This is a genomic window from Mesorhizobium sp. LNHC209A00 (assembly GCF_000502915.1).
Lineage (GTDB): Bacteria > Pseudomonadota > Alphaproteobacteria > Rhizobiales > Rhizobiaceae > Mesorhizobium.
This window is the reverse complement of sequence record NZ_AYWT01000005.1, coordinates 182,338-207,896: the sequence shown is the minus strand read 5'-3', so window position 1 is coordinate 207,896 and position 25,559 is coordinate 182,338. Positions and strand designations below refer to the sequence as shown.

At 64.1% G+C, this 25,559-nt stretch carries 24 protein-coding genes, 1 tRNA gene and 1 pseudogene; 6 read left to right on the top strand and 20 right to left on the bottom strand.

Translation table 11 applies throughout. From position 1 onward, the window contains the following. Positions 1-61: 61 nt before the first annotated feature. The 4 genes from X739_RS150325 to rsfS form a co-directional block, all read right to left on the bottom strand. Positions 62-1,393 (bottom strand): S41 family peptidase, encoded by a 1,332-nt coding sequence (locus X739_RS150325; protein WP_015315201.1) that lies wholly within the window; start codon positions 1,391-1,393, stop codon positions 62-64. A gap of 1 nt (position 1,394) precedes the next feature. Then, positions 1,395-2,744, bottom strand: coding sequence for a murein hydrolase activator EnvC (locus tag X739_RS150330; RefSeq protein WP_023794834.1), 1,350 nt, complete (start codon positions 2,742-2,744; stop codon positions 1,395-1,397). Positions 2,745-2,901: 157 nt separating this feature from the next. Further along, the gene (rlmH, locus tag X739_RS150335) at positions 2,902-3,384 is read right to left on the bottom strand and encodes a 23S rRNA (pseudouridine(1915)-N(3))-methyltransferase RlmH (protein ID WP_023771736.1); all 483 of its coding nucleotides are present in this window, start codon (positions 3,382-3,384) and stop codon (positions 2,902-2,904) included. 82 nt (positions 3,385-3,466) lie between these two features. After that, on the bottom strand, positions 3,467-3,844 hold the full coding sequence (rsfS, locus tag X739_RS150340) for a ribosome silencing factor (protein WP_015315198.1): 378 nt from the start codon (positions 3,842-3,844) through the stop codon (positions 3,467-3,469). Positions 3,845-4,086: 242 nt separating this feature from the next. Between rsfS and X739_RS01000000166140 the strand changes: the two are divergent. Then, a pseudogene (locus X739_RS01000000166140) lies at positions 4,087-5,008 on the top strand (mechanosensitive ion channel domain-containing protein). On the opposite strand, the gene X739_RS150345 reads toward X739_RS01000000166140, so the two are convergent. From X739_RS150345 to obgE, 5 genes are all read right to left on the bottom strand, one after another. Further along, entirely contained in the window at positions 5,009-6,307 is a 1,299-nt protein-coding gene (locus tag X739_RS150345; protein ID WP_023771738.1) for an MFS transporter, read from the bottom strand. A gap of 71 nt (positions 6,308-6,378) precedes the next feature. Further along, positions 6,379-7,011: a nicotinate-nucleotide adenylyltransferase gene (locus X739_RS150350; protein WP_023771739.1), complete on the bottom strand. Its 633-nt coding sequence runs from the start codon at positions 7,009-7,011 to the stop codon at positions 6,379-6,381. Positions 7,012-7,038: 27 nt separating this feature from the next. Further along, positions 7,039-8,325 carry a glutamate-5-semialdehyde dehydrogenase gene (locus tag X739_RS150355; protein ID WP_023771740.1) on the bottom strand — a complete coding sequence of 429 codons (1,287 nt, stop codon included), beginning with the start codon at positions 8,323-8,325 and terminating at the stop codon, positions 7,039-7,041. A 3-nt stretch (positions 8,326-8,328) separates the two neighbouring features. After that, positions 8,329-9,465, bottom strand: coding sequence for a glutamate 5-kinase (proB, locus tag X739_RS150360; protein ID WP_023771741.1), 1,137 nt, complete (start codon positions 9,463-9,465; stop codon positions 8,329-8,331). A gap of 4 nt (positions 9,466-9,469) precedes the next feature. Continuing rightward, a complete protein-coding gene (gene obgE, locus X739_RS150365) occupies positions 9,470-10,501 on the bottom strand; it encodes a GTPase ObgE (protein WP_023771742.1) in 1,032 nt (343 codons plus the stop codon). A 132-nt stretch (positions 10,502-10,633) separates the two neighbouring features. Here obgE and X739_RS150370 point away from each other — a divergent pair, with 132 nt between their 5' ends. Continuing rightward, complete coding sequence (locus X739_RS150370; protein ID WP_023771743.1) at positions 10,634-11,503, top strand: endonuclease/exonuclease/phosphatase family protein; 870 nt, start codon at positions 10,634-10,636, stop codon at positions 11,501-11,503. A gap of 99 nt (positions 11,504-11,602) precedes the next feature. Here X739_RS150370 and X739_RS150375 read toward each other — a convergent pair whose 3' ends face one another. The 3 genes from X739_RS150375 to X739_RS150385 all read right to left on the bottom strand — a co-directional run bounded on the left by X739_RS150375 (position 11,603) and on the right by X739_RS150385 (position 13,351). Beyond that, positions 11,603-12,190, bottom strand: coding sequence for a GNAT family protein (locus X739_RS150375; RefSeq protein WP_023771744.1), 588 nt, complete (start codon positions 12,188-12,190; stop codon positions 11,603-11,605). 119 nt (positions 12,191-12,309) lie between these two features. After that, a complete protein-coding gene (rpmA, locus tag X739_RS150380; RefSeq protein WP_015315190.1) occupies positions 12,310-12,579 on the bottom strand; it encodes a 50S ribosomal protein L27 in 270 nt (89 codons plus the stop codon). A 100-nt stretch (positions 12,580-12,679) separates the two neighbouring features. Next, positions 12,680-13,351, bottom strand: coding sequence for a 50S ribosomal protein L21 (locus X739_RS150385; RefSeq protein WP_023771745.1), 672 nt, complete (start codon positions 13,349-13,351; stop codon positions 12,680-12,682). A 402-nt stretch (positions 13,352-13,753) separates the two neighbouring features. On the opposite strand from X739_RS150385, the gene X739_RS150390 reads away from it, so the two are divergent. The 3 genes from X739_RS150390 (at position 13,754) to X739_RS150405 (ending at position 16,119) form a co-directional block, all read left to right on the top strand. Further along, a tRNA-Ser gene (locus tag X739_RS150390) sits at positions 13,754-13,843 on the top strand. Between the two features lie 487 nt (positions 13,844-14,330). Continuing rightward, entirely contained in the window at positions 14,331-14,774 is a 444-nt protein-coding gene (locus tag X739_RS150400) for a low affinity iron permease family protein (RefSeq protein WP_348524172.1), read from the top strand. A gap of 1 nt (position 14,775) precedes the next feature. Continuing rightward, the gene (locus X739_RS150405; protein WP_023771748.1) at positions 14,776-16,119 is read left to right on the top strand and encodes a phospholipase D-like domain-containing protein; all 1,344 of its coding nucleotides are present in this window, start codon (positions 14,776-14,778) and stop codon (positions 16,117-16,119) included. A gap of 56 nt (positions 16,120-16,175) precedes the next feature. On the opposite strand, the gene recQ is transcribed toward X739_RS150405, so the two are convergent. Continuing rightward, the gene (recQ, locus tag X739_RS150410; protein WP_023771749.1) at positions 16,176-18,011 is read right to left on the bottom strand and encodes a DNA helicase RecQ; all 1,836 of its coding nucleotides are present in this window, start codon (positions 18,009-18,011) and stop codon (positions 16,176-16,178) included. A 237-nt stretch (positions 18,012-18,248) separates the two neighbouring features. Here recQ and X739_RS150415 point away from each other — a divergent pair, with 237 nt between their 5' ends. Continuing rightward, positions 18,249-19,670 carry a coniferyl aldehyde dehydrogenase gene (locus X739_RS150415; protein WP_023771750.1) on the top strand — a complete coding sequence of 474 codons (1,422 nt, stop codon included), beginning with the start codon at positions 18,249-18,251 and terminating at the stop codon, positions 19,668-19,670. 154 nt (positions 19,671-19,824) lie between these two features. Here X739_RS150415 and X739_RS150420 read toward each other — a convergent pair whose 3' ends face one another. The 7 genes from X739_RS150420 to X739_RS150450 form a co-directional block, all read right to left on the bottom strand. Beyond that, complete coding sequence (locus X739_RS150420; protein WP_023771751.1) at positions 19,825-20,163, bottom strand: cupin domain-containing protein; 339 nt, start codon at positions 20,161-20,163, stop codon at positions 19,825-19,827. A gap of 10 nt (positions 20,164-20,173) precedes the next feature. After that, the gene (kduD, locus tag X739_RS150425; RefSeq protein ID WP_023771752.1) at positions 20,174-20,938 is read right to left on the bottom strand and encodes a 2-dehydro-3-deoxy-D-gluconate 5-dehydrogenase KduD; all 765 of its coding nucleotides are present in this window, start codon (positions 20,936-20,938) and stop codon (positions 20,174-20,176) included. After that, on the bottom strand, positions 20,935-21,786 hold the full coding sequence (kduI, locus tag X739_RS150430) for a 5-dehydro-4-deoxy-D-glucuronate isomerase (RefSeq protein WP_023771753.1): 852 nt from the start codon (positions 21,784-21,786) through the stop codon (positions 20,935-20,937). Before kduI ends, kduD begins: the two co-directional genes overlap by 4 nt. A gap of 22 nt (positions 21,787-21,808) precedes the next feature. Further along, positions 21,809-22,582, bottom strand: a complete 774-nt coding sequence (locus X739_RS150435; protein WP_023771754.1) for a FadR/GntR family transcriptional regulator — start codon at positions 22,580-22,582, stop codon at positions 21,809-21,811. Between the two features lie 111 nt (positions 22,583-22,693). Continuing rightward, the gene (locus X739_RS150440) at positions 22,694-23,974 is read right to left on the bottom strand and encodes a TRAP transporter large permease (protein ID WP_023784229.1); all 1,281 of its coding nucleotides are present in this window, start codon (positions 23,972-23,974) and stop codon (positions 22,694-22,696) included. Between the two features lie 3 nt (positions 23,975-23,977). Continuing rightward, entirely contained in the window at positions 23,978-24,502 is a 525-nt protein-coding gene (locus X739_RS150445; protein ID WP_023771756.1) for a TRAP transporter small permease, read from the bottom strand. A gap of 62 nt (positions 24,503-24,564) precedes the next feature. Then, positions 24,565-25,542: a TRAP transporter substrate-binding protein gene (locus X739_RS150450; protein ID WP_023771757.1), complete on the bottom strand. Its 978-nt coding sequence runs from the start codon at positions 25,540-25,542 to the stop codon at positions 24,565-24,567. Between the last annotated feature and the right edge of the window lie 17 nt (positions 25,543-25,559).

The window sequence follows — 25,559 nt, the reverse complement described above, 5'->3', positions numbered from 1 at the left end:
CCGGAACCTTTCGGTCCCGGCAGCATCGCATCGCTTCGTTCAACCGGCCAGACCGGTTGCCTTACTGGTTGAGCACGGCCTTTTCCGGATTGGGCGGGAAGGCCGGATCGGTCTTCTGGCCCCGCAGCAGCTGCTCGGCATAGATGAGCTGCAGGTCGTCCTTCGGATCCGGCGGCACATAGGCTGCGGAACCCGAGCCGGTCTTGCTCTCGTCGGCGCCCTTGATATGGCCCTTGAGATCGGATTCGCCGCGCGTCAGGTCCCTGCCCTGCAGTTCGGGCGGCAGCGGCTGGTCGACCTTGATGTCGGGCGTGATGCCCTTGCCCTGGATCGATTTGCCCGACGGCGTGTAATAGAGCGCCGTCGTCAGCCTGAGCGCGCCATTCTCGCCGAGCGGAATGATGGTCTGCACCGAGCCCTTGCCGAAGGACTGCGTGCCGACCACCGTGACGCGGCGCAGGTCCTGCAGCGCGCCGGCGACGATTTCCGAGGCGCTGGCCGAGCCGCCATTGACGAGCACGATCATCGGCTTGCCGTTGATGTCGTCGGTCTGCTTCGGCTTGGCGTCGAAGCGGGTGACGTCCTTTGGATCGCGTCCGCGCGTCGAGACGATCTCGCCGCGCTTGAGGAAGGCATCCGACACGCTCACCGCCTGGTCGAGCAGGCCGCCCGGATTGAGGCGCAGGTCGAGCACATAGCCCTTCAGCTTGTCGTCCGGCACCTGCTTCTTGATGGTCTCGATGGCGTTCTCGAGGTCGTCATAGGTCTTTTCGGTAAAGGAGGTGATCTTCATGTAGCCGATATCGTTCTCGACCCGGAACTTGACCGCCTTGACCTTGATGATGTCGCGCACCACCGTCAGCTCGATCGGCTTGTCGGCGCCCTGGCGCAGGATGGTCAGCTTGATCGGCGTGTTGACCAGGCCGCGCATCTTGTCGACCGCGTCGTTGAGCGTCAGGCCGCGAACCTCCTCGCCGTCTATCTTGGCGATATAGTCGCCGGCCAGCACACCAGCCTTGGCGGCCGGCGTGTCGTCGATCGGCGTGATCACCTTGACCAGGTCGTTCTCCATGGTGACCTCGATGCCGAGGCCGCCGAACTCGCCCTTGGTCTGCACGCGCATGTCCTGCGCCTGTTCGGCGTTCATGTAGGAGGAGTGCGGGTCGAGCGAGGAAAGCATGCCGTTAATGGCGTTCTCGACCAGCGACTTGTCGTCGGGCGGGGTCACATACTGCGCCCGCACCCGCTCGAAGATGTCGCCGAAGATCGCCAGTTGCTTGTAGGTCTCAGACCCCGCAGCGTTCGCCGCCGAGCCGGGTGCGCCATAGACAAGGCTCATGGCGGACGCGCCCATCAGCGCACCGGCAAACAGAAGCGACAGTTTCCGCATCATTTCACGTCCTTCCAGAAAAACGGTCCGCCCACCATGGGGCCGGATCGACGGGTTTTCCATCCTTGCGGAACTCGACATAGAGCTCCGGCGTGGCATTTCCATTCTTCGAAACCGAGGTGCTTGCCACCCGGGCTTCTCCCATCGCGCCGACCGGCTCTCCTGCAAGCACCGACTGGCCAGTCGCGACGCTGATTCTGCTCATCCCAGCCAAGACGACATGATAACCGTCGCCGGCATTGAGGATCAAGAGTTGACCGTAGGAGCGAAACGGCCCCGCATAAAGCACATTCCCATCCGCCGGCGCGGTAACGATGGCTCCCGATTGTGTCGCAACCATGTCCCCAAGCATCAAGGCGCCGTTACCGTCGTCGGCGCCAAACCTGCGTTTGATGCGACCGGTGACCGGCAGGGCGACCTGTCCTTGCAGCGCCGAGAAAGGCGCCGCGGCGGTCAACCTGTTGCCTTCGGGAACCGGCAGCGATGCCGTCTGGTCGCCACCGGGCTCGGTGCCGCCGGCCTGGCCAGCGGCGGCTGTCTTCGCGGCGTCCGCGGCCCTGCGGTTCTTGTCCGCCTGCGCTTCGAGCGAGGCGATCAGATCCTTCAGGCTACTGGCTTTGGCCGCCAATTGCTCGGAACGCTGCTGTTCGGCCGCCATCTGCGCCTTCGTGTCGGTCTCGAGCTTCTGCTTGGCTTCGAGCAGCATGCCGAGCCGCTTCTTTTCCGCCGTCTGATCGCCGACCGCCGCCGTCAGCCGCGCCCGTTCGGCCTCGATCGAAGCCGTCACCCGGGTCTGCTCCTTGAGATCGGCCAGCAGGCTGTCGGTCTGCTGGCGCAGTTCCGGCACCACGGCGCCGAGCAGGATGGCGCTGCGCACCGACGACAGCGCATCTTCCGGCTTCACCAGGATCGCCGGCGGCGGGTTGAGCCCCATGCGCTGCAGGGCACCCAGCACTTCGGCCAGCACGTCGCGTCGCGCCGCCAGCGAAGCGCGAATCTTCTGCTGCTGGCCCTTCAGCCCTTCCAGCTTGGCGCCGATGTCCTCGATGTCCTGGCCGAGCTTCTGCTCGGTCATCGCCGACTGGATGAGTGCCGCCGTGATCGAGGCGTGGTCCTTCTTGACCGTTGCGATATCGGCGGCGAGCTTGGCCAGCCGTTCGGACGACAGCGTTATTTCCTTCGAAACCTGCTCGTATTCGGCACGGCTCTGGTCCGGATCGGGCGCCATATCGAGCGTATTTTCGGCCCGCACCGCATGCAGCGACAGAAGCGCCGCCGCGGCGGCGATACCGCAGCGCACGCGCCAGGAGCCCCCCGTCGATGAGCCCGTCGTCGATTTCCAGCCTTCAGACATTCGCGATCGATTCTATCCGCGCCTTCGTTAACGAATCATCAACCATGTTAGCGCCTGTCGCCCAAAGGGTTCGCAATAACGCAATGCAACGGAAAAACAGGCCCACGTCGAATCTTGCGCGGCATTTGGGGCCAAATTCGGTGCGATCCGGCGGCTTTCAGGATCGGTGATAGGGATGACCCGACAGGATCGTCGCTACCCTGTAGAGTTGTTCACCCAGCATCACCCGCACCAGCTGATGCGGCCAGGTGAGCGCCCCGAACGACATCACCAGCTCGGCCTGGCCGCGCAGCGACGGATCATGGCCGTCGGGGCCACCGATGGCGAGGACCAGCGCCTTGCGCCCGCCGTCGCGCAACTGTCCGAGACGGCCGGCGAAATCCTGTGAAGACAGGCTCTTGCCTCGCTCATCGAGCAGGATGAGGGCCGTGCCTGGCTGCAGCTGTGCCTGCAGCCGCGAACCTTCGTCGCGCTGGCGCTCGGTGGCGCTCTGCGCGCGGCCCTCGGCGATCTCGGTGATCCCGGCGAATTCGAGCCCCACGCCGGGGCCGCTCTTGGCGAAGCGCTCGAAATAGCGGTCGGCCAACTCCCGCTCGGGGCCGGCTTTCATTCGGCCCACGGCATGAACTGAAATCTTCATCCTCGCCTCTATAGCCGCTAATGCATGTCACCCGACAGAGGGAACCGGTTTACGGCAACGACATGCATCGAACACAATCGGCTTAGTGGAGGGTCTCTTCCTCGAGATCCGGCGCCTGCCACATCTTTTCGAGATTGTAGAATTCGCGGACTTCGGGACGGAAGACATGGACGATGATATCACCAGAATCGATCAGGACCCAGTCGGCGCCGGACAGTCCCTCGACGCGCGCGGTGCCGAGACCGGCATCCTTGAGCGCCTTGAGGAGATGATCGGCGACAGCCGCGACATGACGGTGCGATCGGCCCGACGCAACGACCATGTAGTCGCCGAGGCTCGATTTCCCCTGAATGTCGATTGAGACAATGTTTTCGGCCTTGGAGTCTTCCAGACTGGCAAGGACTGTCTTGATGGCACGGGACACGGCGTCGTCTACGCTGATCCTGGCCGGCGAAGGCACGATGTCGGCCTTCTTCCGCAGTGCTGTTCTCAGTGTATTTCCTTTCGCAGCAAGAACAACCAAATCACCCCTTAAAGCAGGTGACACCACTTAGATAGGCAGAGTTCCGTTGCAGTTTCAAGACGGAGCCCCGATCGACGCGAACTCGCCGACTGGAATGTTGTTCCACGCGAGACGCAAAAACATCGGAACCCAGCCCTTCCGCAGCGATTACCGGCTGACCGACCAACCGGAACCCCGCCATGCCGATCGACCCACAAAACACCTTTCTCACCGTCCAGACCGGGCTCGCGCAGCTGAGTACGCTGATCGTCTCCTATTCCTTTTCCGCCCTCGGCGCCGTCATCCTCCTGGTGGTCGGCTACAGCGTTGCCAACCTTGCCGAGCGCTCGATCTCGGCTGGCCTCGGCCATATCCATGGTTTCGACGCGACTCTGCGGCATTTCTTTTCGAAGATCGCGCGCTACGCCATTCTGATCCTCGTCGTCATCATGGTGCTAGGCCAGTTCGGCGTGCAGACGGCATCGATCATCGCCGCGATCTGCGCCATCGGCCTCGCCATCGGTCTNGGTGCTAGGCCAGTTCGGCGTGCAGACGGCATCGATCATCGCCGCGATCTGCGCCATCGGCCTCGCCATCGGTCTGGCCCTGCAAGGCACGCTGCAGAACATCGCCGCCGGCATCATGCTGCTTGCTCTGCGGCCATTCCGCATTGGCGAATCCGTTGAGGTCGGTTCCATTGCCGGTTCGGTCGAGGAAATCGGCCTATTCGCCACCAAGCTCAGAACCGCCGACGGCATCTACATATTGGCGCCCAATTCGACGCTGTGGAATCAGCCGGTGCGCAATTTCACCCGCAACGGCGTGCGCCGCACTGACATCACACTCAGCATCGGCTCCTGGAACGACATGGACGGCGCCCAGAAGACATTGCTTGCCATTGCCGGTGCCGAGAAGCGCATCCGCCGCGAACCGGCGCCGATCGCCTTCGTGGCCGGGCTCGGCGATACGACCGTTTCGCTCACCTTGCGCTACTGGACCGCGGCGGCGGACCATTTCGCCACCGACATGACGAAACGCGCCAAGCAGGCCTTCGACAGCGAGGGCATCTCGATCCCGCAGCCGCCTCCGGAGGCACCGCCACCCGAGGCCCGCAAGCAGTAATCAGTCGCCCCTGTGGCGGACCGCTTCGTCCGGCGCGAAGGCGAGTTCGACCGGCAAGGGCGCATGCGCCGACATCGGCGCGAAACTGCCCGTGGCGGCCGCCGGAACGCGGCCAGCCGCGATCACCCGCCACAGCACGAAAAGGCAGAATACCGAGGCGATGACGATGCCGACATAGATGAAGGTTGCCGTGCCGAAGACGGCGGAAAGCGCCGTGACGATGCCTGGCACGATGAACCCGGCGAGCGACCAGGCAAACAGCATCGAGCTCGACAGCGCCAGCAGTTCATCCTTCCTGGCGCGGTCGGCGGCATGTGCGCTGGAGAGCGCATAGATCGATTCCGCCGCCCCGTCCCAGATCAGGTAGATCACCACCAGAGCCATCAGCGCACCGCCGTCGAAGGCGATGGCGAGCACGCTGGCAACGACCGCCAGCGCCGCGGCGCCGGCAAGCACGTAGCGCCGATCAGTACGGTCGGAGAGCCAGCCGAGCGGTATCTGCAGGATCAGCGTGCCGACCGGCATTGCCGACAGCAGCAGCGCGACATCGGCTTCGCTGTAGCCCTTGGCCGTGGCGTGGATGGGCGCGAAGCCGGAAATGATCATCGACAGGCCGCCGACCGCCAGCATGCCGGCGACGCCGACCGGCGAAATCCGCCAGGCTTGGCGCAACGCCACCGAAGCAGCCTGCGGCGCCGGCGGCTGGGCAAGGCGTGTCATGCCGACAGGCAGGATCGACAGAGCGGTAAAGGCGATGCCGATCAGCGACGCGGCGGCCGTGTGAATGTCGATCACGGCAAGCGTCGCATAACCAACGCCAAGACCGGCAATGTAGGCGACATAGAACACAGCCATCACCCGGCCGCGGACGGCGTTCGGCAGTGCATCGTTGAGCCAACTCTGCGCGACGATGAACAGGCCGCATATCGCAAAGCCGTAAAGTGCGCGCGCCACGATCCACAGCAGCGGGTGCGGGCCGGCGCCGATGGCGGCATTGGACAGCGCGATCAGCGCCGACAACACCATGAAGGCACGTGCGTGGCCGCCCCTGCGCACCAGCGGGCCGGTCAGGATACAGCCGGCGAGGCCGCCGGCCGACAGGCCGGTGACGATCAGCCCTGCCCAGACTGGATCGAATCCCTCGATGCCGAGCCGGACGGGGATATAGGCGAACATCAGCCCGTTGCCGATAGCAATCAGCGCCATCGACACGATGACACTGGCAATCGCGATCAGCGGCGCAGGCGTGTTGCCCTGGTCGGGGCCGATCGTGGGATGGGTTTGCTTCTGAATCGCCATGGCTGATCAGCATCGCCCATGGGTCAGGCGGACGCCGCTGTAAAAACGACATGGCCGGATGGACGAGACGCTCAACCCTTCGTCATTTGCCGAATGGCGCTCGACGACAGCGAGGAACGCGGCCCGTGAATGAAGGTCCAGGCCGGCGCCTTCATCCGCGCCAGCCTTGGCGCGTCGCCTTCGTCGATGCGGGCGTAATCGAAGGTCTTGGCGACAACCGACGACAGAAAGGACAGCGTGGCGCCCGGTCGGTCGATGACCGCGATCGGAAAGGTCATGACGATCTCGCGCCAGCGCTGCCAGCGATGGAAGTCCCGCAGGGAATCGGCCCCCATGATCCAGACGAAGTCGACGCCGGGATTGCGCGCCTTGACCAGCGCCAGCGTGTCGGCGGTGTAGCGCACATTGTGTGCCGCCTCGAAGGCTGTGACCTTGATCTTCGGGTTCTTGGCGACCTTCTCGGAAAACGCGATGCGCTCGCCCAGCGGCGCCAGCTCGCGTGTGCTCTTCAGCGGATTGCCTGGGGTCACCATCCACCAAAGCTGGTCCAGCCCCAGACGCCGCAAAGCGATTTCGGCGACCAATGCGTGGCCGGCATGAGGCGGGTTGAACGAACCGCCGAACAGGCCGACGGCAAGGCCCTTCTCGGCATGCGGCATTTTCAGATAAGCGGAGGATATTGCCGGTTCAGAAGACGCCAGCATCGCCTCAGGCTCTAGCAACGAAAGACGTCAAGGCCTCACCTGTCCCGACCCGCGCACGCGGTATTTGAACGAGGTCAATTGCTCGACGCCGACGGGCCCGCGCGCGTGCATCTTGCCGGTGGCGATGCCGATTTCGGCACCCATGCCGAACTCGCCGCCATCGGCGAACTGCGTCGAGGCATTGTGCAGCAGGATCGCCGAATCGATCTCGTTGAAGAAGCGCTCAACGGTGTTGGCATTCTCGGCGACGATCGCCTCCGTGTGATGCGAGGAGAAAGTTTCGATATGCTCGATCGCGCCACCGATGCCGTCGACCAGCTTCACCGCGATGATGGCGTCGAGATATTCGGTCACCCAGTCGGCATCGGTCGCCGGCTTGGCGTCGAAAAACATTTTCATCACTTCGGCATCGGCATGGATCTCGCAGCCGGCGGCGCGAAGCGCGTCGAGGATCGGCATCAGATGGGTGGCGGCGACCGCACGGTCGACCAGCAGCGTTTCGGCGGCACCGCAGACGCCGGTGCGCCGCATCTTGGCGTTGACGGCGACCCGCACCGCCATGTCGAGCTCGGCGGAGCGGTCGATATAGAGATGGCAGATGCCTTCGAGATGGGCGAAGACCGGCACCCGTGCCTCGCCCTGCACCCGTCCGACAAGGCTTTTGCCGCCGCGCGGGATGATCACGTCGAGCGTGCCGCCAAGGCCCTTGAGCATCTCGCCGACCGCGGCGCGATCGGTGGTCGGCACCAGCTGGATGGCATCCTCAGGCATACCGGCCGCCTTCAGTCCTTCGACAAGGCACGCATGGATCGCCGAGGAGGAATTGAGCGAATCCGAGCCGCCGCGCAGGATCACCGGATTGCCAGCCTTGAGGCAGAGCGCGCCGGCATCCGCCGTCACGTTCGGCCGGCTTTCATAGATCACGCCGACGACACCGAGCGGCGTGCGCACGCGCTCTATGTGCAGACCGTTCGGCCGCTCCCACGCGGCGATGACATCACCGACTGGATCGGGCAGGGCAGCGATTTCGCGAATGCCGTCCGCCATCGCGCGGATGCGTGCCGGATCGAGCTTCAGCCGATCCATGAAGGAGCCGGAAAGTCCGGATTCGTGGCCATTCGAGACATCGATGGCGTTGGCGTCGAGAATGTCCCGCTCGCGGGAAATGATCGCGTCGGCCATAGCGACAAGCGCGGCGTTCTTGCCGGCGGCGGTGGCGATGGCCAGCGGTCGGGCGGCAGCGCGAGCGCGGCGGCCGATATCGGCCATCAGCGCCACGGTGTCGTCCCCGGATTTTTCATGCAGCTTCAGCATGGCTCATCCTCCGCCTGTGTCGTCGCCGGCGTGACTTACGACGAGATCGTCGCGGTGGATCATCGCCGAACGCGCCTCGTAACCGAGCACGGTCTCGATCTCGCCCGTCTTCAGGCCTGCGATCCTTACGGCATCGGTGGCATCGTAGGCAACCAGCCCGCGCGCGATCTCGCGGCCCTCGGGCGACAGGATCGCCACCGTGTCGCCGCGGGAGAAATTGCCGCTGACCAGCTTGACCCCGGCCGGCAGCAGCGACTTGCCCGAAATTAGCGCGCCGATGGCGCCGGCATCGACGGTCAGCCGCCCGGCCGGTTCGAGCTGGCCGGCGATCCAGGTCTTGTAGCCCTTCACCGGATTGGCGCTGGGCTTGAAGAATGTCGCGCGCTCGCCGCGCTCGATCGCCATCAGCGGCGACAGCCTTGTGCCGGAGGTGATGATCATCGCCGTGCCCGCCGCGGTGGCGATCTTGCCCGCATCGAGCTTGGTACGCATGCCGCCGCGCGACAGCTCGGACGCGGCGGCTCCGGCCATCGCTTCGATGTCTGATGTGATGCGCTCGACCACCGGAATGAACTTCGCACCGGGGTCCAATGCTGGCGGCGCGGTGTAGAGCCCGTCAATGTCGGAGAGCAGCACCAAAAGGTCCGCGCCCATCATGGTGGCGACACGGGCCGCCAGCCGGTCATTGTCGCCATAGCGGATTTCGGAGGTCGCCACCGTGTCGTTCTCGTTGATGACCGGCACCGCCTTCATCTTGAGCAACGTCGATATGGTGGCCCGCGCGTTGAGATAACGCCGGCGCTCCTCGGTATCGCCAAGCGTCAAAAGGATCTGGCCCGATTTCAAGGCACCCTTGCCGAGCGCGTCCGACCATGCGCCGGCGAGCGCGATCTGGCCGACGGCGGCGGCGGCCTGGCTCTCCTCGAGCTTCAGGGCGCGCTTGCCAAGGCCAAGGATGGTGCGGCCGAGCGCGATGGCGCCCGACGACACGACGAGGATTTCGGCTCCTCCCTGGGCAAGCACCGCGATGTCGTCGGCGAGCGAGGCCAGCCAGTCGCGCTTCAGGCCGCTCGCGCGGTCGACGAGCAACGCCGAGCCGATCTTGACGGTGATGCGCCGGTATTTCCTGAGCGGCTGCATGACCTTACTTTTCCCAGCGCGTCTCGACCACGGGTGTGGTCTGCGCGCGCGCCTCCGCGATGACAGCCATCAACGCCCGCTGCACCGCCTCGACGCCTTCGCCGGTGACCGCCGACAGCAGCATCGGCGCGCGGCCGGCGGCACGCTTCAGCGAGGCGACTTTCTTCTTGCGCGCGTCTGCGTCGAGCGTGTCCACCTGGCTCAGCGCCAGGATCTCGGCCTTATCGGTCAAGCCATGGCCGTAGGCGTCGAGCTCGGCCCGCACGGTCTTGTAGGCCTTGCCCGGATTCTCCTCCTGCGCCGAAACCAGGTGCAAAAGCACGCGCGTGCGCTCGACATGGCCGAGGAAGCGGTCGCCGATGCCGACGCCCTCATGCGCGCCTTCGATCAGACCTGGAATGTCGGCGATGACGAATTCGCGCGCATCGATGCGGGCGACACCGAGGCCCGGATGCAGGGTCGTGAACGGATAGTCCGCGATCTTCGGCTTGGCCGCGGTGACCGCGGCCAGGAATGTCGACTTGCCGGCATTCGGCAGCCCGACCAGCCCGGCATCGGCGATCAGCTTCAGCCTGAGCCAGATATTGAGTTCTTCGCCGGGAAGGCCGGGATTGGCGCGTCGCGGCGCCTGGTTGGTCGAGGTCTTGAAATGCTGGTTGCCGAAGCCGCCATTGCCGCCCTTGGCCAGGAGAAAGCGCTGGCCGACGACGGTGAGGTCGCAGATCAGCGTCTCATTGTCCTCTTCGAAGACCTGCGTTCCGGCCGGCACTTTCAGCGTGACATCGGCGCCCTTGGCGCCGGTCATGTTGCGGCCCATGCCGTGGACTCCGGTCTTGGCCTTGAAATGCTGCTGGTAGCGATAGTCGATCAGCGTGTTCAGCCCGTCGACCGCTTCCAGCCAGACATCGCCGCCGCGGCCGCCATCGCCGCCATCCGGCCCACCGAACTCGATGAACTTCTCGCGCCGGAACGACACCGAACCGGCGCCCCCGTCACCGGAGCGGACATAGACCTTGGCTTGATCGAGAAATTTCATGGGACTGCGGTTTCTTTTATTGGCCTTGCGGCATTGCTCTAAACCTTGGGCCTTGCTCTAAACCAAGGCGCGGCGAAGGGCGAGGCCGTTTTGTGACGATGGCCGCGCGGGGTTGGCCGGAGAGACGTCGGAATGAAGCTTGTAACCTACAACATCCAGTACGGCATCGGTCTCGATGGACGCTACGATGTCGGGCGCATCGCCGACGCGGTGCGCGGCGCCGACGTCATCGCGCTGCAGGAGGTCACCCGCAACAATCCCCGGAACGGCAGCCGCGACATGGTGGCCGAGATCGGCGAGGCGCTGCCCGATTATTTCGCCGTCTATGGCAGCAATTTCGAGGCCAATATCGGCTCGGGCATCGAGGACGGCCGCGCCATCACCACGACCTTCCAGCTCGGCAACATGGTCTTGTCGAAAACGCCCATTCATCTGTCGCGCAACCTGTTGTTGCCGCGCAGCCGCAGCTTCGAGATGATGAACTTCCAGCGCGGCGCGCTGGAAGCCCTGATCGAGACGCCGCTTGGGTTCATCCGCTTCTATTCCATCCATCTCGATCACCGCAGCCCGATCGAACGCGCCAGCCAGATCCAGTTCCTGCGCCGGCGCCTGTTGAACTACGCGCTCGAAGGCGGCGCGCTGTCCGGCGTTGCCGAGATCGGCCTGCCGGAACTGCCGCATCCGGAAGCCTTTGTCGGCATGGGCGATTTCAACATGCTGGCTGGCTCGCCCGAATATGTCGAACTTGCCGGCCGGCCCGACCATGAATTCGGCATGCCGCTGACCGCCGATTTCGCCGTCGATGCCGCCCTGCGCCTCGATGTCGCTGGCGACGATCTCGTCTCTTGGGTCGATCCCAAGGACCCCACCAACGCCAGCCGCCACAAGCGCATCGACTACGTCTTCACCAGCGCATCGCTTGCTCGGTCGCTGAAGCGCCTGTGGGTCGACAGGCAGTCAGTCGGTTCCGACCACCGGCCGGTCTGGGTCGAACTGGGCTAAGCCCAAGTCTGCTCCCCAGCTGATTTTGTCCTGTTCCGCCCCATGTGCCAAGAGTGCCGAGATTCAGGTCAGGCCGGCCTCACCTGAATATCGACGCACCTAGAAGTGGATCCAATTGCGCAGGCTCGTCCAGGTTTTCCTGTCGAGCCGATAACGCTCGACGGGCACCTGGCCGGCAACGATCGAATTCAGCATGCCCTGGCCGGCATATTGGAAACCGCATTTGTGGATGACGCGGCGTGAAGCCGGATTGATGACCCTCGTCGAGGCCTGCAGCACCTGGATCGACGTCTTCTGGAAGGCGAGGTCGACCAGTGCGTGCGCTGCCTCCGTCGCGTAGCCCTTCTTCCAGTGGGGCTCGCCGATCCAGTAGCCGAGCTCAAGGCCGCGATCGGTGGTGTTCAGCCCGGCGCAGCCGACGAAAGTGTCGGTGCCTGCCAGCGTCAGCGCATAGGCGATGCCGGCGCGCCGCGCCTTGGTCATGGCGAGGAAAGCACGTCCCTCGGCCTCCCCATAGGGGTGCGGCATGCGCGCCAGCATCTCGGCAACGTGACGGTTGTCGGCAAGCTCGACCAGTTGCGCGATATCCCGCTCATCGGGAGCGCGCATCACCAGCCGCTCGGTGACCAGCACCGGGCAATCTATCGCGTAACTTTCGTCTTCTGAGTCTTCCGCTTCGGCAACCATTTGAAGTCCTCCAGGCACAAGAAAAAGGGGAGATGGAAACCCATCTCCCCTGATCCTTTTCCTGGTTTTGCCAGACACCGGTCCCGAGATGGGCGCCGGTGTTTCTAGTGCGGAACCGGCTACTCCGCGGCTTTGGTAATCGGGTTGACCGATACGTAGGTTCGGCCGTTGGCTTTTTTGTTGAACGTCACGGCGCCGGTTTCGAGCGCGAAAAGGGTGTGGTCCGTGCCCATGCCGACATTGACGCCGGGATGCCAGGTGGTGCCGCGTTGACGAATGATGATGTTGCCCGGGATGACGGCTTCGCCGCCGAACTTTTTCACGCCCAGACGCTTGGAATGCGAGTCGCGACCGTTGCGCGACGAGCCGCCAGCTTTCTTGTGTGCCATCTAACTAACTCCGATGCGCCCATGGGCGCTTGAATGGTCTTATGAACGCGTTCGCGTTCCGTTTCAAGTCCGATCCGGCGACGTTTCGCGCCGGTTCGCCTTACTTCTTAGCCAGTTCCTTGGCCTGCTCGCGCCAGTCCTTGATCTGGTCGGTGCTGAACGGCATGTTCTCGTCGATCTTGGCAACGTCCTTCTCGGTCAGCTTGGCGAGCTGCGCGAAGGTGATGATGCCCTGCTCGGCGAGATCCTTGGCGGCGACCGGGCCGATGCCCTTGATCACGGTCAGGTCGTCCGGTTCCCCCTTCGGCGCCTTGAACAGCGGCGCGGCGACGGCCTCGGCCTTCGCGTCTTCCTTGGGGGCGGCGTCCTTCTTGGCCTTGGCTTCCTTCGGCGCCGCCTCGGGAGCGACCTCAGCCTTGGCTTCCGCCTTGACGGCCGCCTTCTTGGCGGGCTTGGCGCCACCCAGCAGGATCTCGGAGATCCGCACGGTGGTCAAAAGCTGGCGATGGCCGATCTTGCGGCGCGAATTCTGGCGGCGACGCTTCTTGAAAGCGATGACCGTGCGGTTCTTGCCCTGCTCCACGACTTCGGCGGTCACCAGGGCGCCATCGACGAACGGCGCGCCGAACGTGACATTCTCGCCCTCGCCATGGGCGAGCACGTGGCCGATCTCGACGATGTCGCCGACATTGGCTTCGACTTTTTCGATCTTCAGGAGATCGTTGGCGGCAACGCGATACTGCTTACCGCCCGTTTTAATGACTGCGAACATTTTTTGCCTTTCGCTGTTCGGTCGGCCTTGATGAACCGCCTCTAGCGGTTCGGCCGTCTTTTTGTCAGTCTGCGGGTTCAAAAAACAAGCGGCGTGGAAGAACCCTCCACGCCGATTGCGCGCTGTCCCTAACCGAAGGTTGCGTGGGAGTCAAGGCAGACAGCCGCGCGGAACTGTTATTGGCGGCCAAGCACGGGCCGGGTCGAGAAGACCGCACGACGCTCCCGTCGCCAGCAGCGCGAGGATGCGGGACGGCGGGAAATCCGCACCGGCCCCGCCGCAAGCACCGCTGTGAATCCGCGGCTTTTCCGGGAAGCCAAATAACTCACGGATTTGGCCTTGTAACCTGCCCGTTCAGCCGTTATCTAGTGCGCCGCGCCGGCAACGGCCGACCATGACCGCGGAGAGGTGGCAGAGTGGTCGAATGCACCGCACTCGAAATGCGGCATGGGTGCAAGCCCATCGGGGGTTCGAATCCCTCCCTCTCCGCCATTCCCCCAAGTTAAAAATGCCGCCGGCATCGGCTCACGCCAATTCGCTGGCTTGTCCCCGATTGGAGACAGGCGCTGGCATGCGTGCGGCGGGACGCGACCGGCTGTCGCGGATCGGAAAATAAGAAGCGATGCCGAGGAACCAAAGCATGTCCCTCAAGTTCGATATCCGTTTCCACGGAGATCGAGTTCAGCATGCAAGGTCGAGGGCCAATCAAGGCAGCACTTCGAGCACAGGCCGATGAGGTTCGCCTCCACATCGGCATTCTGCAGCAGGAGCTGACCACCAACCGCAAAAGCGTGGGAGGCACATTGCGGTTGGGGTACGAGATAAAGTCCAGGAAAGTTCTGCTCGCGCGTCTGGAAAGGGTATTGGCGCAGTACTCGCCGGGCTGCCTTGAGAACGTCCCGACGCTGGGGCGCTCCGAGAAAGGCCCGCGATCGCAAGGCTCCCATTGCAACCTCTGACGCTTCAGCCATTCGAGACAATGCCCAACCAATACGGATGGTCAGGGCCTGATGGCTCCCGCCAGACAACCGTGCTGCACGGCAGCCTTCGCCGACGCGCTCGCGGGAACCTGCGTTACCGTGGAAAGTTCCTGCTGATGGCAAATCACCCCATTACCGGCGCCCTCACCTCGATCGGCACGTGGACCTCCCGTCCGGCAGCATTCCTGGTTCTGCTGGCCTATGCGATCTTCTGGATCGTTTTCGATCGGCAAAGCTTGAACTGGCATGGCGCGGCCACACTCCTCACCTGGGCCATGACGCTCTTCATTCAGCGGGCTGAACATCGCGATACCCAGGCCATTCATGCCAAGTTGGACGAAATGCTGAGATCAAACAATTCTGCTTCGACCATCACCCGCATCGACGATGAAGAGCCCGAGGACATCGAAAAACATCGCGATCGCAAGCAGCAGGGCGACTGACATGCGCGCTACCGGTTTCGTGGCGTTGCTGAGAGGCGCGAAGCCAACGCGGTTGGGCCGAAAGTTCAGCCCGCTGCTCAAGACACTAAGCTATGTGGCCGTTGCGGTTGTCGCCGGTCTGGTCACGTTGGCGGCCATAAACCTGACCCCTGAACCGCGCGTTTTGCGGACGATCGTCGCGCATCGTTTCGACGCATCGGACCCCCAGTTCGCCAGGTCGATGAGCAGCTACTCGCTGGGACAGATGTCAAACGCGAACGCGGTGCAGACCCTTGTGAACGGCGACGAGATTTTTCCTTCGATGCTCCAGGCGATCGGCGCGGCCCGGTCCACCATCGATTTTGAGACCTATATATATTGGTCTGGGGACGTCGGAAATGAATTCGCACAAGCCTTGGCGGCCAAGGCGCGGCAAGGTGTCGAGGTCCGGGTGCTTGTCGACTGGGTCGGCAGTCTGCCTTTCGATGAAGATCTCATCCACATCATGACAGGAGCCGGCGTGAGGTTCCAACGCTACCGGCCGATCCATTGGTATACGTTGGACCGTGTGAACAACCGGACCCATCGCAAACTGCTCATCGTCGACGGACGGGTGGCTTTTACGGGTGGCGTCGGCATCGCCGACAATTGGCGCGGAGACGCCCGCAATCCGGATGAATGGCGCGATACGCACTATCGGATCGAAGGGACCGCCGTGCCTGCTTTCCAGGCGGCTTTTGCCGAAAATTGGTTGGAGACGACCGGTGAGGCATTGCAAGGTCAAAAGTTCTACCCTCCGCCCGAACCCGCGGGGTCGCTCGGCGCCCAGCTGATACTTTCTTCGCAGCCAAATGGCTCGGAGAACATGGAATTGATGATGCTGGCCGCGATAGCCGCCGCCAAGGATCACCTGCGGATCGGAATGGCCTATTTCGTCCCCGACGACATCGCCCTCCAGCAGATTCTGGACGCCAGGAAGCGAGACGTGTCTGTCGATGTGATCGTTCCGAACGCGCTGACGGACGTGCCATTGGTTCGGAAGGGCTCGCGCTATTTCTGGGGCGACTTGCTTAGGGCCGGTGTGCATATCTACGAGTTTCAGCCCACCATGTATCATCCCAAGCTGCTGATCGTTGACGACGTCTGGACGAGCTTTGGTTCCACCAATCTGGACGAACGCTCCTTGCGGCTGAACGATGAAGCCAGTCTGAACGTCTACGGCAGGGATTTCGCAAACACGCAGATCGACCTGTTCAACCAGGACCTTGGGAGATCCCGGCGGATCACCCTGGCTGAATGGGAAGCGCGTCCCCTGCGGGAAAAAATTTCGGACTGGCTGGCCAGCAGGCTGCGCTCCCAACTTTGATAACCTAGCCTATACTGCTCGTTGGATCAGCCAGATCAGCCCTCGCCGTCAAGCTTTCAACCAGCCTGTTGCGCCGCGATCGCGGCCAGAAAAATCGCGCCAAACTCCTTGAGCTTCGCCCCTCCCACGCCATTCACTTCGGCAAACGCATCGAGGTCGCGCGGGCGGCGGGCGGCCATGTCGATGAGCGTGCGGTCGGAAAACACCACATAGGCCGGCACCTGGCGCTCCTTGGCGAGCCGCAGCCGCAGCGACTTGAGCGCCGCCAGCAGCGAAGCATCGACGCCCTCGGCTTCCGCGGCGGCGCCTTCCCCGGGACGCTTCCTGCCCCGCACGAAAGGATCCCGCGCCTCGACGCGATACTGGAATGCAATCTCGCCACGGCCGAGCGCGCGGCCGCTTTCGGAGATGGCGAGACCGCCATGGCCCTCGGGATCCGGCATGAGGAACCCGCCGGCCACCAGTTGCCGGATCAGCGACAGCCACACTGTTTTCCTGTGCGCGGCGCCGGCGCCAAAACTGCTGAGTGTTTGATGAGCTCTCGCCAGCACCTTCTCGGTCTCGTGGCCAAGCAGGATATCGGTGACATGGGACGCGCCGAAGCGCTCACCGCTCTCTGCAATTGCCGCGAGGATCTTCCGTGCTTCGGTACTGCCATCGGCGCGCGGCGCCTGATCGAGGCAGTTGTCGCAATTGCCGCAGGCTTGAGCCTCTTCGCCGAAATAACCGAGCAGCACCTGGCGGCGGCATTGCGCGGTCTCGCAATAGCCGATCAGCGTGTCCAACCGGCGGTGCGACCGCCTCTTGTGCTCTGACGAGGCATCCTCGTCGTCGATGAACAGCCGGCGCATGCGGATGTCGCCAAGGCCGTAAAGCATATGCGCCTCGGCCTCGCGTCCGTCGCGGCCGGCTCGGCCGATTTCCTGATAGTAGGCTTCCAAGCTGCCCGGCATATCGGTGTGGAAGACATAGGCGACGTCAGGCTTGTCGATGCCCATGCCGAACGCGATGGTCGCCACCATGACGACGCCGGACAAGGTCATGAAGGCGTTTTGATTGGCTTCACGCGCCTCCTTGTTCATGCCGGCGTGATAGGCGAGCGCGGTGACGCCGTTGCGCTTCAGAAAGGCCGCCATCTCTTCGGTTTTCTTGCGCGACAAGCAATAGATGATGCCGCTCTTGCCCGCATGGCGCTCGATGAAGCCGAGCAGCTGGCGCTTGCTGTCCTGCTTGGGCGCGATGGCCAGCTTGATGTTGGGCCGGTCGAAACCCAGCACCAGCGTTTCGACCTGCTCGGCGAACAGGCGGGCGGCGATGTCGGTGCGCGTACTCTCATCGGCCGTCGCCGTCACCGCGACGATCGGCACATTGGCAAAGATACCGCGCAACCGGGAGAGATCCTCATACTCGGGCCGGAACGCCGGACCCCATTGCGAGATGCAATGCGCCTCGTCGATGGCGATCAAGCTGACGTGGAGCCTGGAGAGGGCGTCCAGCATGCGCTCGGTCATCAGCCGCTCCGGCGCCAGATAGAGCAGCCGCGTCTGGCCAGATGCCACACGGCGCCAGGCGGCGACGTTGGCCTCGCGGTCGAGCGAGGAATTGATCGTATCGGCCGCCACGCCGGCAAGCCGCAGCGCCGCGACCTGGTCCTGCATCAGAGCCACCAGCGGCGAGACGACGAGAGTGAGCCCGCCCAAAACCAGCGCCGGAACCTGGTAGCAGAGCGATTTGCCCGCGCCCGTCGGCATGACGGCCAGCACATGCCGCCCGGCCAGCAGCGCATCCATCACGTCGGCCTGGCCGGGACGAAAATCGTCGAAGCCGAACACGTCCTTCAGGACGCGCCGCTTGGAATCGCCGGCCAGCATGCTCGCCGCCTGTGCCGGCATCAGGCGGCCACCTGGCGGCAAGCGATATTTCGCGTACGGGAGAGATCGGGGAAGATGGTCAAGGGCAACTCCTTGTGAGGCATTGGAGTAGCCCACCGCTCATCCCATCACAACCGCCCTTTCAATGCCCTCGGCAACACTGCCGGCGCCGCCTTCCCCAGCGGCAAACGCACCCCTGATGGATTCCGCCGCGTTGCGATGTAAGCTTGCCTTCGCCGACACGCCAGGAGGGGCGCGATGCTGCAGGTGAGACAGGATTTGCTGGACGAACGGTTCCGGCTGCAGCGCGCCGCCTTCAAGGCACAACCATTTCCCGACCTTGGCGTCCGCAAGGATCGGCTGAGGCGCCTGCTGGCGCTGACCGAGCGGCACGAGACTGAAATCTGCGCGGCGATCGACGCCGACTTCGGCGGCCGCTCGGCGCATGAAACCCGCCTGGCCGAACTGTTCGTCGTGCGCGCAGGCATTCGCCATGCGCTCGCCCATGTCGGCGGCTGGATGCGGGAGCGCCGGATTGCCACCACCTTGCCGTTCCTGCCAGGCAGGAACCGCCTCGTGCCGCAGCCGCTCGGGGTCGTCGGCATCGTGTCGCCCTGGAACTATCCCTTCCAGCTCGCCGTCGCGCCGGTTACGGCAGCGCTTGCCGCCGGCAACCGCGTGCTGGTCAAGCCGTCCGAACTGACGCCGGCCTTCTCTGGGTTGCTGGCCAAGCTGGCCGGCGAACATTTCGCTCCGGACGAACTCAGCGTCATTTCCGGTGATGCCGATACGGGGAAGGCCTTCGTCTCGATGCCGTTCGATCATCTGCTGTTCACCGGTTCGACCGCGGTCGGCCGCCAGGTCGCGATCGCCGCCGCCGCCAACCTGACCCCCGTCACACTCGAACTCGGCGGCAAGTCGCCGGCGATCCTCGATCCCTCCTGCGATCTCGACACTGCGGTCGCCAGCGTCGCCTATGGCAAGTTGTTGAATGCCGGGCAGACCTGCATCGCGCCGGACTATTTGCTGGTGCCGAAGGGACAAGCCGGTACGGTCGCCGCGAAGCTCGCCATCGCCATGGCGCGGCTCTACCCCTCGCTGCGCGACAACCCCGACTATACCGCCATCATCAGCGACCGGCATTACCAGCGCCTGCGCGCCATGGTCGCGGAAGCCCGCGAGGCCGGCGCCGACGTCACCGAAATAAATCCGGCCGGCGAAGCGTTCGGCGCCACGAGCCGGAAGCTCCTGCCGACCCTGGTCAGCAACGCCGGCCCCGATCTGCGGCTGATGCGCGAGGAGATTTTCGGCCCGGTGCTGCCGATCGTCGAATACGCCACGGTCGACGATGCGATCGGCCATGTGAACCGGGCCGACCGGCCGCTGGCGCTCTACTGGTTCGGCAACGACAGCGGCAACCGCCAGCGCATCCTGCGTGAGACGGTCGCCGGTGGCGTCACCATCAACGACTGCATGCTGCATCTGGTGCAGGAGAACCAGCCCTTTGGCGGCGTCGGCGCCAGCGGCATGGGCGCCTATCACGGCGAATGGGGTTTCCGCACCTTCAGCAAGGAGAAACCGGTGTTCCTGCAGTCGCGCTTGAGCGCGGGGAGCCTTCTGCGGCCGCCCTATGGCAAGACGTTCGAACGGCTTTTCGGCCTGCTCAGGCGCATCACCTGACGTTCATTAAGTCTATCTTCACCATGATGCGGTAGCTTTCGCACCTGCGGTGATGTTTGGAGTACCGCGGGCTCCGTTGGCGCCCAGGCAACAAACCCGCGCTTCCTTGGAGGCGCGGGTTTTTTCGTTGGCCGAGAAATCGTCGGCGACGCGGTCAGGCGAGGAAATCGGCGCGGTGCGGCGTAAAACTGTCGACCAGCCGCCCCGCCTCGAGCGCCTTGACGCCGTGCACCAGGCCGGACGGCACGATGAAGCTGCCGCCGGTCTCGACGATTTCGGTCCGGCCGTCGATGGTCACCTCAAAGCGGCCTTCGGCGACATAGCTCGCCTGCACATGCGGATGCGAATGCAGGGCGCCGACACCACCCTTATCGAAACCGAATTCGACCATCATCAGTTCGTCGGTGGAGAGGAGAACCCGCCGGCGATTGCCGTCCGGGGTCGGGGTCCAGGCACCCTGGCCGGCATGCGCGAACATCTTCGGCTCGGTCATTGTCTTCTCCTCATCGCGCAAGCCATCCCCCGTCCACCGGCACCACCGCGCCATGCATATAGTTCGAGGCCGGCGCCAGCAGGAAGACGGCGGCATCGCCAATGTCTCCGGGCTCGCCCCAGCGGCCGGCGGGAATGCGCCCAAGGATGGCCGCGCTGCGGTCGGGATCGGCGCGCAGCGCCTGTGTGTTGTTGGTGTCGATATAGCCCGGCGCTATGCCGTTGACGTTGATGCCCTTCGCCCCCCACTCGCAGGCGAGCAGCCTAGTGAGGCCGAGCACGCCATGCTTGGAGGCCGTGTAGGACGCGACGCGGATGCCGCCCTGGAAACTCAGCACCGAGGCGATGTTGACGATCTTGCCCTGGCGTCCACCGGCAAGGACGCGCCGCGCAAAGGACTGACACAGCAGGAAGACGGACTTCAAATTGACGTCGATCACGTCGTCCCAGTCGGCTTCGCCGAGATCGACGGCATCGGCTCGCCGGATGATGCCGGCATTGTTGACCAGCCCGTCGATCGGACCGTTTTGGTCCCAGACGCGGTCCAGCATCGGTCCGACTGCTGCCGTGTCGGCAAGATCGATGCTCATCGCCTCGAATTGGCCGCCCACCGCGCCGACCTTGCTCACGGTGTCGTCCATCGACGAGCGGCCGACGCCGATCACGGCGCCACCGGCGCGCGCGATCGAGACCGCGATGCCTTGGCCGATGCCGGTGTTGGCGCCGGTCACCAGGATGCGCTTGCCGGCCAGGCTGAAGGCTGTGAGGTCGCTCACCGCAGCATGTCCATCGCCACCGGATCGAGATCGGTGTAGTCGACATTGTCGCCGGCCATCGCCCAGATAAAGGCATAGTTGGAGGTGCCGGCGCCAGAGTGGATCGACCAGCCCGGCGACAGCACCGCCTCCTCGTTGCGCATGACGATGTGGCGTGTCTCGTCCGGCTCGCCCATGAAGTGGAAGACGCGCGCCGCCTCGGGCAGGTCGAAATAGAGGTAGGCCTCCATGCGCCGGTCATGCACATGGCACGGCATGGTGTTCCAGATGGAGCCCGGCGCCAGCTGGGTCATGCCGACGACGAGCTGGCAGGTTTTTGTTCCCCCGGCATGGATGAACTGGAAGATCGAGCGCTCGTTGCAGGCCTCCTTGCTGCCGAGATCGAGGCGCTTGGCGTCATCGAGGCGGATCAGCCGGCTCGGATGAGCCTGATGCGCCGGCGCGCTGAGCAGATAGAACTTGGCGGGGTCGTTCTTATCGGCGGAAGCGAAGGAAACCGTGTCAGCGCCCATGCCGAGATAGAGCATGTCGCGCGCCCGCAGGTCGAAGGACTGGCCGCCGGCTTCGATCGTGCCGGCGCCGCCGATGTTGGCGGCGATCAATTCGCGCCGGTCGAGAAACCCGTTGGTGCCGGTCGGCTTGATCGCTTCCAATGGCAATGCCGTTCCCACGGGCATGGCGCCGCCGACGATCATGCGGTCGTAGTGCGTGTAGGTCAGGCTGATGCGGCCGGGCTGGAAGAGGTCCTCGATATGGAAATTATGGCGCAGCTCGTCCGTTCCCATGGCGGCGGCGGCCGCCGGGTCGATGGCGAAGCGCGATGTATAGTCGATGTGGTTCTGGCTCATCTCTGTCCTGGCTTTCGGTGGATCATTCGCCCGCGGCCGCCTTGACCGAACTGGCGTAATAGGCCTGTCGCGCCTGCAGGCGCGCGCGATAACGCTGCTGGCTGGCGCCGAGATGGGCGCGCATCGCCTCGCGCGCGGCTTCGGCATCGCCGGCCGTGATCGCGTTCAGGATCACCAGATGCTCGCGCTGTAGCCCGCGCTGGTAGCTGTCGGACTGCGCCAGTTCGGTCGACCAGGGCGAGGTCACGTCGCATGGAATGGCGCGCCGGCCGAGCACGTCGAGCATCTCGACATAGAACGGGTTGTTGGTGGCGCTGGCGATGGCGCGATGGAAGGCCAGGTCGGCCGGGCCGGTCGGCTGGCTGCCGAGCAGCAGCCGCTCGAACTCGAAGAAGGCTTCCTGGATCGCCGCCTCCTGCGCGGCGTTGCGGCGGATGGCGGCGAGCCCAGCCGATTCGATCTCGATCGCCAGCCGCACCTCGAGCACGTTGAGCGCGACCGAATCCTTGGCTCCCATGTCGGCGGCCAGCGCCCCGAACATGGTCGAAATATGCTCGGTGACGAACACCCCGGCGCCCTGCCGCGGCTCGACCAGACCGTCGGCGGCAAGCTTGGCCAGCGCCTCGCGGATGACTGTGCGGCTGACGCCGAAGGTTTCGGTCAGCTGGCCCTCGGTCGGCAGCTTGTGGCCGGGCAGGATCTCGCCCGCCTGCAGCTGCTTGCGGATCGCCCCCATGACGGTTTCCGACAGCTTGGGTTTTCTCTCGACCCTGAGGTCGTTTGCGGTATCGGACACCTCGGTGACCTCCTAGAGCAATTGCAGGACAAGCGCGTAGCGGTTTTTCGTCGTGAATTGCGTAAAAACAAAGAGTTACGGTTCAGCGATTCTAACGATCGCTGAACCGCTCTAATGGAACAGGCCCGGCAGCCACAATGAGATTTCCGGGACGTAGGTGACAAGCATCAGCACGGCGAAGGCGGCGCCGTAGAATGGCCAGATCGAGCGCATCGCGGTCCAGATCGGAATGCGGCCGATCGCGCAGCTGACGAATAGAACCGCGCCGACCGGTGGCGTGCAAAGCCCGATGCCGAGATTGAGGATGAGGATGACGCCGAAATGCACGGGATCGACGCCATAGGCCATGACCACCGGCAGGAAGATCGGTGTCGTGATGATGATCAGCGGCGACATGTCCATGAAGGTGCCGAGGATGAGCAGGACGACGTTGATCAGCAGCAGGATCACCAGCTTGTTGTCGGACACCGACTGCAGAAAGGCGACCAGCGCCGCCGGCACCCTGAGATAGGCGAGCAGCCAGCCGAAGGCCGCCGCGCAGCCGATGATCATCAGCACCATGGCCGTGGTGCGCACCGAGGCCGTCGTCGCCGCGACGAAATCGCCCCAGCTCATCGAGCGGTAGATGATCAGCGTCACCAGGAACGCGTAGACGATGGCAATGCAGGAGCTCTCGGTCGCGGTGAAGACACCGGACCTGACGCCGCCGAAGATGATGGCGATCAGGATGAGCCCGGGAATGGCGGCGACAAGGAGCTGCAAGGCCCGGCCGAAGCCGGCGAAGGGCTCCGTCGGATATCCCCGGCGGCTGGCGACCCAATAGGCCGTTATCATCAGCGACAGCGCCAGCAGCAGACCCGGTAGCACGCCAGCCGTGAACAGGTCGGCGATCGAGATACGGCCGCCGGCGGAGATCGAATAGATGATCATGTTGTGGGACGGTGGAATGAGAAGGGCGATGATGGCCCCGACAGAGGTGATGTTGACGGCATAGTCGATGCCGTAGCCGCGCGCCTTCATCTGCGGAATCATCAGCCCGCCGACCGCCGACGCATCCGCCACGGCCGAGCCGGAGATGCCACCGAACATGGTCGATGCGGCGATGTTGACCTGCCCCAGACCGCCGCGCAAATGACCGACCAGGGAGCCTGCCAGCGCGACCAGCCGAGCGGCGATACCACCGCGCACCATCAGGTCGCCGGCGAAGATGAAGAACGGGATGGCCATCAGCGAAAACACGGCGACGCCGGAATTGAGCCGCTGGAACACGACGACCGGCGGCAGGCCAAGCGTGAGGATCGTGGCGAAGCTGGCGACGCCGAGACAGAAGGCGATCGGCGTGCCGATGACCAGCAGGAACACGAAGGTGCCGAACAGGACGATCAGGGCCATGGTTCAGGGCTCCTCGCCGGTTGCATGAATGTCGGCGTCGACGGGCAGGCCGGCAAAGCGCCCGGCCAGCCGTTCCAGCGAAAACAGGCAGACCAGCGCCCCACCCAGGATGACCGGCAGGAAGCTGGCGCCGCCCGGCAGGGCAAGTGACGGCATGACCGTGTTCCAGGTTAGCCTGGCCAATTGCACGCCATAGACGATCATGCCGGCGCCGAAGGCCAGCACGACAAGGTCGGAAATGCTGCGCAGCACCGCCTTGGCCGAAACAGGCAGGACATAGAGCAGCACGTCGAAGCCGAGATGGGTGCGTTCGCGCACGCCGACGGCGGCGCCGAGAAAAATGAACCAGCCCATCAGCAGTACCGAGAAGGGTTCCGTCCAGCTTGGCGAACGGTTCAGCACATAACGCGAGAAGACCTGCCAGAAGATGATGATCGTCATCAGCGTCAAGCCGGCGCCGCTGATCCAAAGCGCCAGCCTGGCAAGTCCCGACAGGACCCGCTCCGCACCCAGCCAGAATCCTCGCATGGCCGACGCGTCCGAAGGCAGCGCGGAGGTCTCCGCGCCGCTCGATCCATTGCCCCTGCCGTTCATTTCTCGGCCTGTATGCGGGCGGCCAGGTCCTTCAATTCAGGCGTCGACAAGTACTTGTCGTAGACGGGCTTCATCGCGTCGATCAGCGGCTGCTTGTCGATCTGGCTGACCTTGACGCCCGCGGCCTCGACGATGCCGCGCGACTTCTTCTCCTGCGCGTCCCACAGTTCGCGCATCTTGACGACGCTGTCCTTGGCTGCCTGGCGCACGATCGCCTGGTCTTCGGGCGAGAGCTTGTCCCAGCTTGCCTTCGACATGACCAGCACTTCCGGCACGATCTGGTGTTCGTCCATCGTGTAATGCTTGGCCACTTCGTAGTGCTTGGCGGATTCGAAGCTCGGCCAGTTGTTTTCGGCGCCGTCGATGACGCCGGTCTGCAGCGCCGAATAGACTTCGCCATAGGCCATCGGCGTGGCGTTGGCACCTAGCGCGTTGACCATGTCGACGAACACATCGGACTGGATGACGCGGAACTTCATGCCTTTCATGTCCGCCATCGAGGTAATGTCCTTCTTGGTGTTGTAGAAGGACCGAGCACCGGAATCGTAGAAGGCGAGGCCGACGAGATCATGCGCCTCGAAGGCCTTCAGGATCTGGTCGCCGACACCGCCGTCCATGACGTGGCGCATGTGCTCGACGGAGCGGAACATGTAGGGCAGCGACGGCACGGCGGTCTCCGGCACGATGCCGTTGAACGGTCCCATCGAGACACGGTCGAGGTCGATGACGCCGGCCTGGGTCTGCTCGATCGTGTCCTTTTCCTCGCCGAGTTGCGCCGAGTGATAGACCTCGATCGAATAGCGGCCGGCGGTGCGCTGCTTGAGCAGGTCGCCCATGTACTTGACCGCCTCGACGGTCGGGTAGCCGTCTGGATGGGTATCCGAGGATCGCAGCACGGTTTCGGCGTTGGCAGCGCCGATCAGCAGCGAACCGATGGCGAATGTCGCGGCCGTCAATTTCGAAAAATGCAACATGACTTCCTCCCATTGAA

Coding starts and splice junctions, on each gene's coding strand:
- X739_RS150325 (WP_015315201.1), bottom strand. CDS start 1,393: ATGATGCGGAAACTGTCGCTTCTGTTTGCCGGTGCGCTGATGGGCGCG.
- X739_RS150330 (WP_023794834.1), bottom strand. CDS start 2,744: ATGTCTGAAGGCTGGAAATCGACGACGGGCTCATCGACGGGGGGCTCC.
- rlmH (WP_023771736.1), bottom strand. CDS start 3,384: ATGAAGATTTCAGTTCATGCCGTGGGCCGAATGAAAGCCGGCCCCGAG.
- X739_RS150345 (WP_023771738.1), bottom strand. CDS start 6,307: ATGGCGATTCAGAAGCAAACCCATCCCACGATCGGCCCCGACCAGGGC.
- X739_RS150350 (WP_023771739.1), bottom strand. CDS start 7,011: ATGCTGGCGTCTTCTGAACCGGCAATATCCTCCGCTTATCTGAAAATG.
- X739_RS150355 (WP_023771740.1), bottom strand. CDS start 8,325: ATGCTGAAGCTGCATGAAAAATCCGGGGACGACACCGTGGCGCTGATG.
- proB (WP_023771741.1), bottom strand. CDS start 9,465: ATGCAGCCGCTCAGGAAATACCGGCGCATCACCGTCAAGATCGGCTCG.
- obgE (WP_023771742.1), bottom strand. CDS start 10,501: ATGAAATTTCTCGATCAAGCCAAGGTCTATGTCCGCTCCGGTGACGGG.
- X739_RS150370 (WP_023771743.1), top strand. CDS start 10,634: ATGAAGCTTGTAACCTACAACATCCAGTACGGCATCGGTCTCGATGGA.
- X739_RS150375 (WP_023771744.1), bottom strand. CDS start 12,190: ATGGTTGCCGAAGCGGAAGACTCAGAAGACGAAAGTTACGCGATAGAT.
- rpmA (WP_015315190.1), bottom strand. CDS start 12,579: ATGGCACACAAGAAAGCTGGCGGCTCGTCGCGCAACGGTCGCGACTCG.
- X739_RS150385 (WP_023771745.1), bottom strand. CDS start 13,351: ATGTTCGCAGTCATTAAAACGGGCGGTAAGCAGTATCGCGTTGCCGCC.
- X739_RS150400 (WP_348524172.1), top strand. CDS start 14,331: ATGCCCAACCAATACGGATGGTCAGGGCCTGATGGCTCCCGCCAGACA.
- X739_RS150405 (WP_023771748.1), top strand. CDS start 14,776: ATGCGCGCTACCGGTTTCGTGGCGTTGCTGAGAGGCGCGAAGCCAACG.
- recQ (WP_023771749.1), bottom strand. CDS start 18,011: ATGCCGGCACAGGCGGCGAGCATGCTGGCCGGCGATTCCAAGCGGCGC.
- X739_RS150415 (WP_023771750.1), top strand. CDS start 18,249: ATGCTGCAGGTGAGACAGGATTTGCTGGACGAACGGTTCCGGCTGCAG.
- X739_RS150420 (WP_023771751.1), bottom strand. CDS start 20,163: ATGACCGAGCCGAAGATGTTCGCGCATGCCGGCCAGGGTGCCTGGACC.
- kduI (WP_023771753.1), bottom strand. CDS start 21,786: ATGAGCCAGAACCACATCGACTATACATCGCGCTTCGCCATCGACCCG.
- X739_RS150440 (WP_023784229.1), bottom strand. CDS start 23,974: ATGGCCCTGATCGTCCTGTTCGGCACCTTCGTGTTCCTGCTGGTCATC.
- X739_RS150445 (WP_023771756.1), bottom strand. CDS start 24,502: ATGCGAGGATTCTGGCTGGGTGCGGAGCGGGTCCTGTCGGGACTTGCC.
- X739_RS150450 (WP_023771757.1), bottom strand. CDS start 25,542: ATGTTGCATTTTTCGAAATTGACGGCCGCGACATTCGCCATCGGTTCG.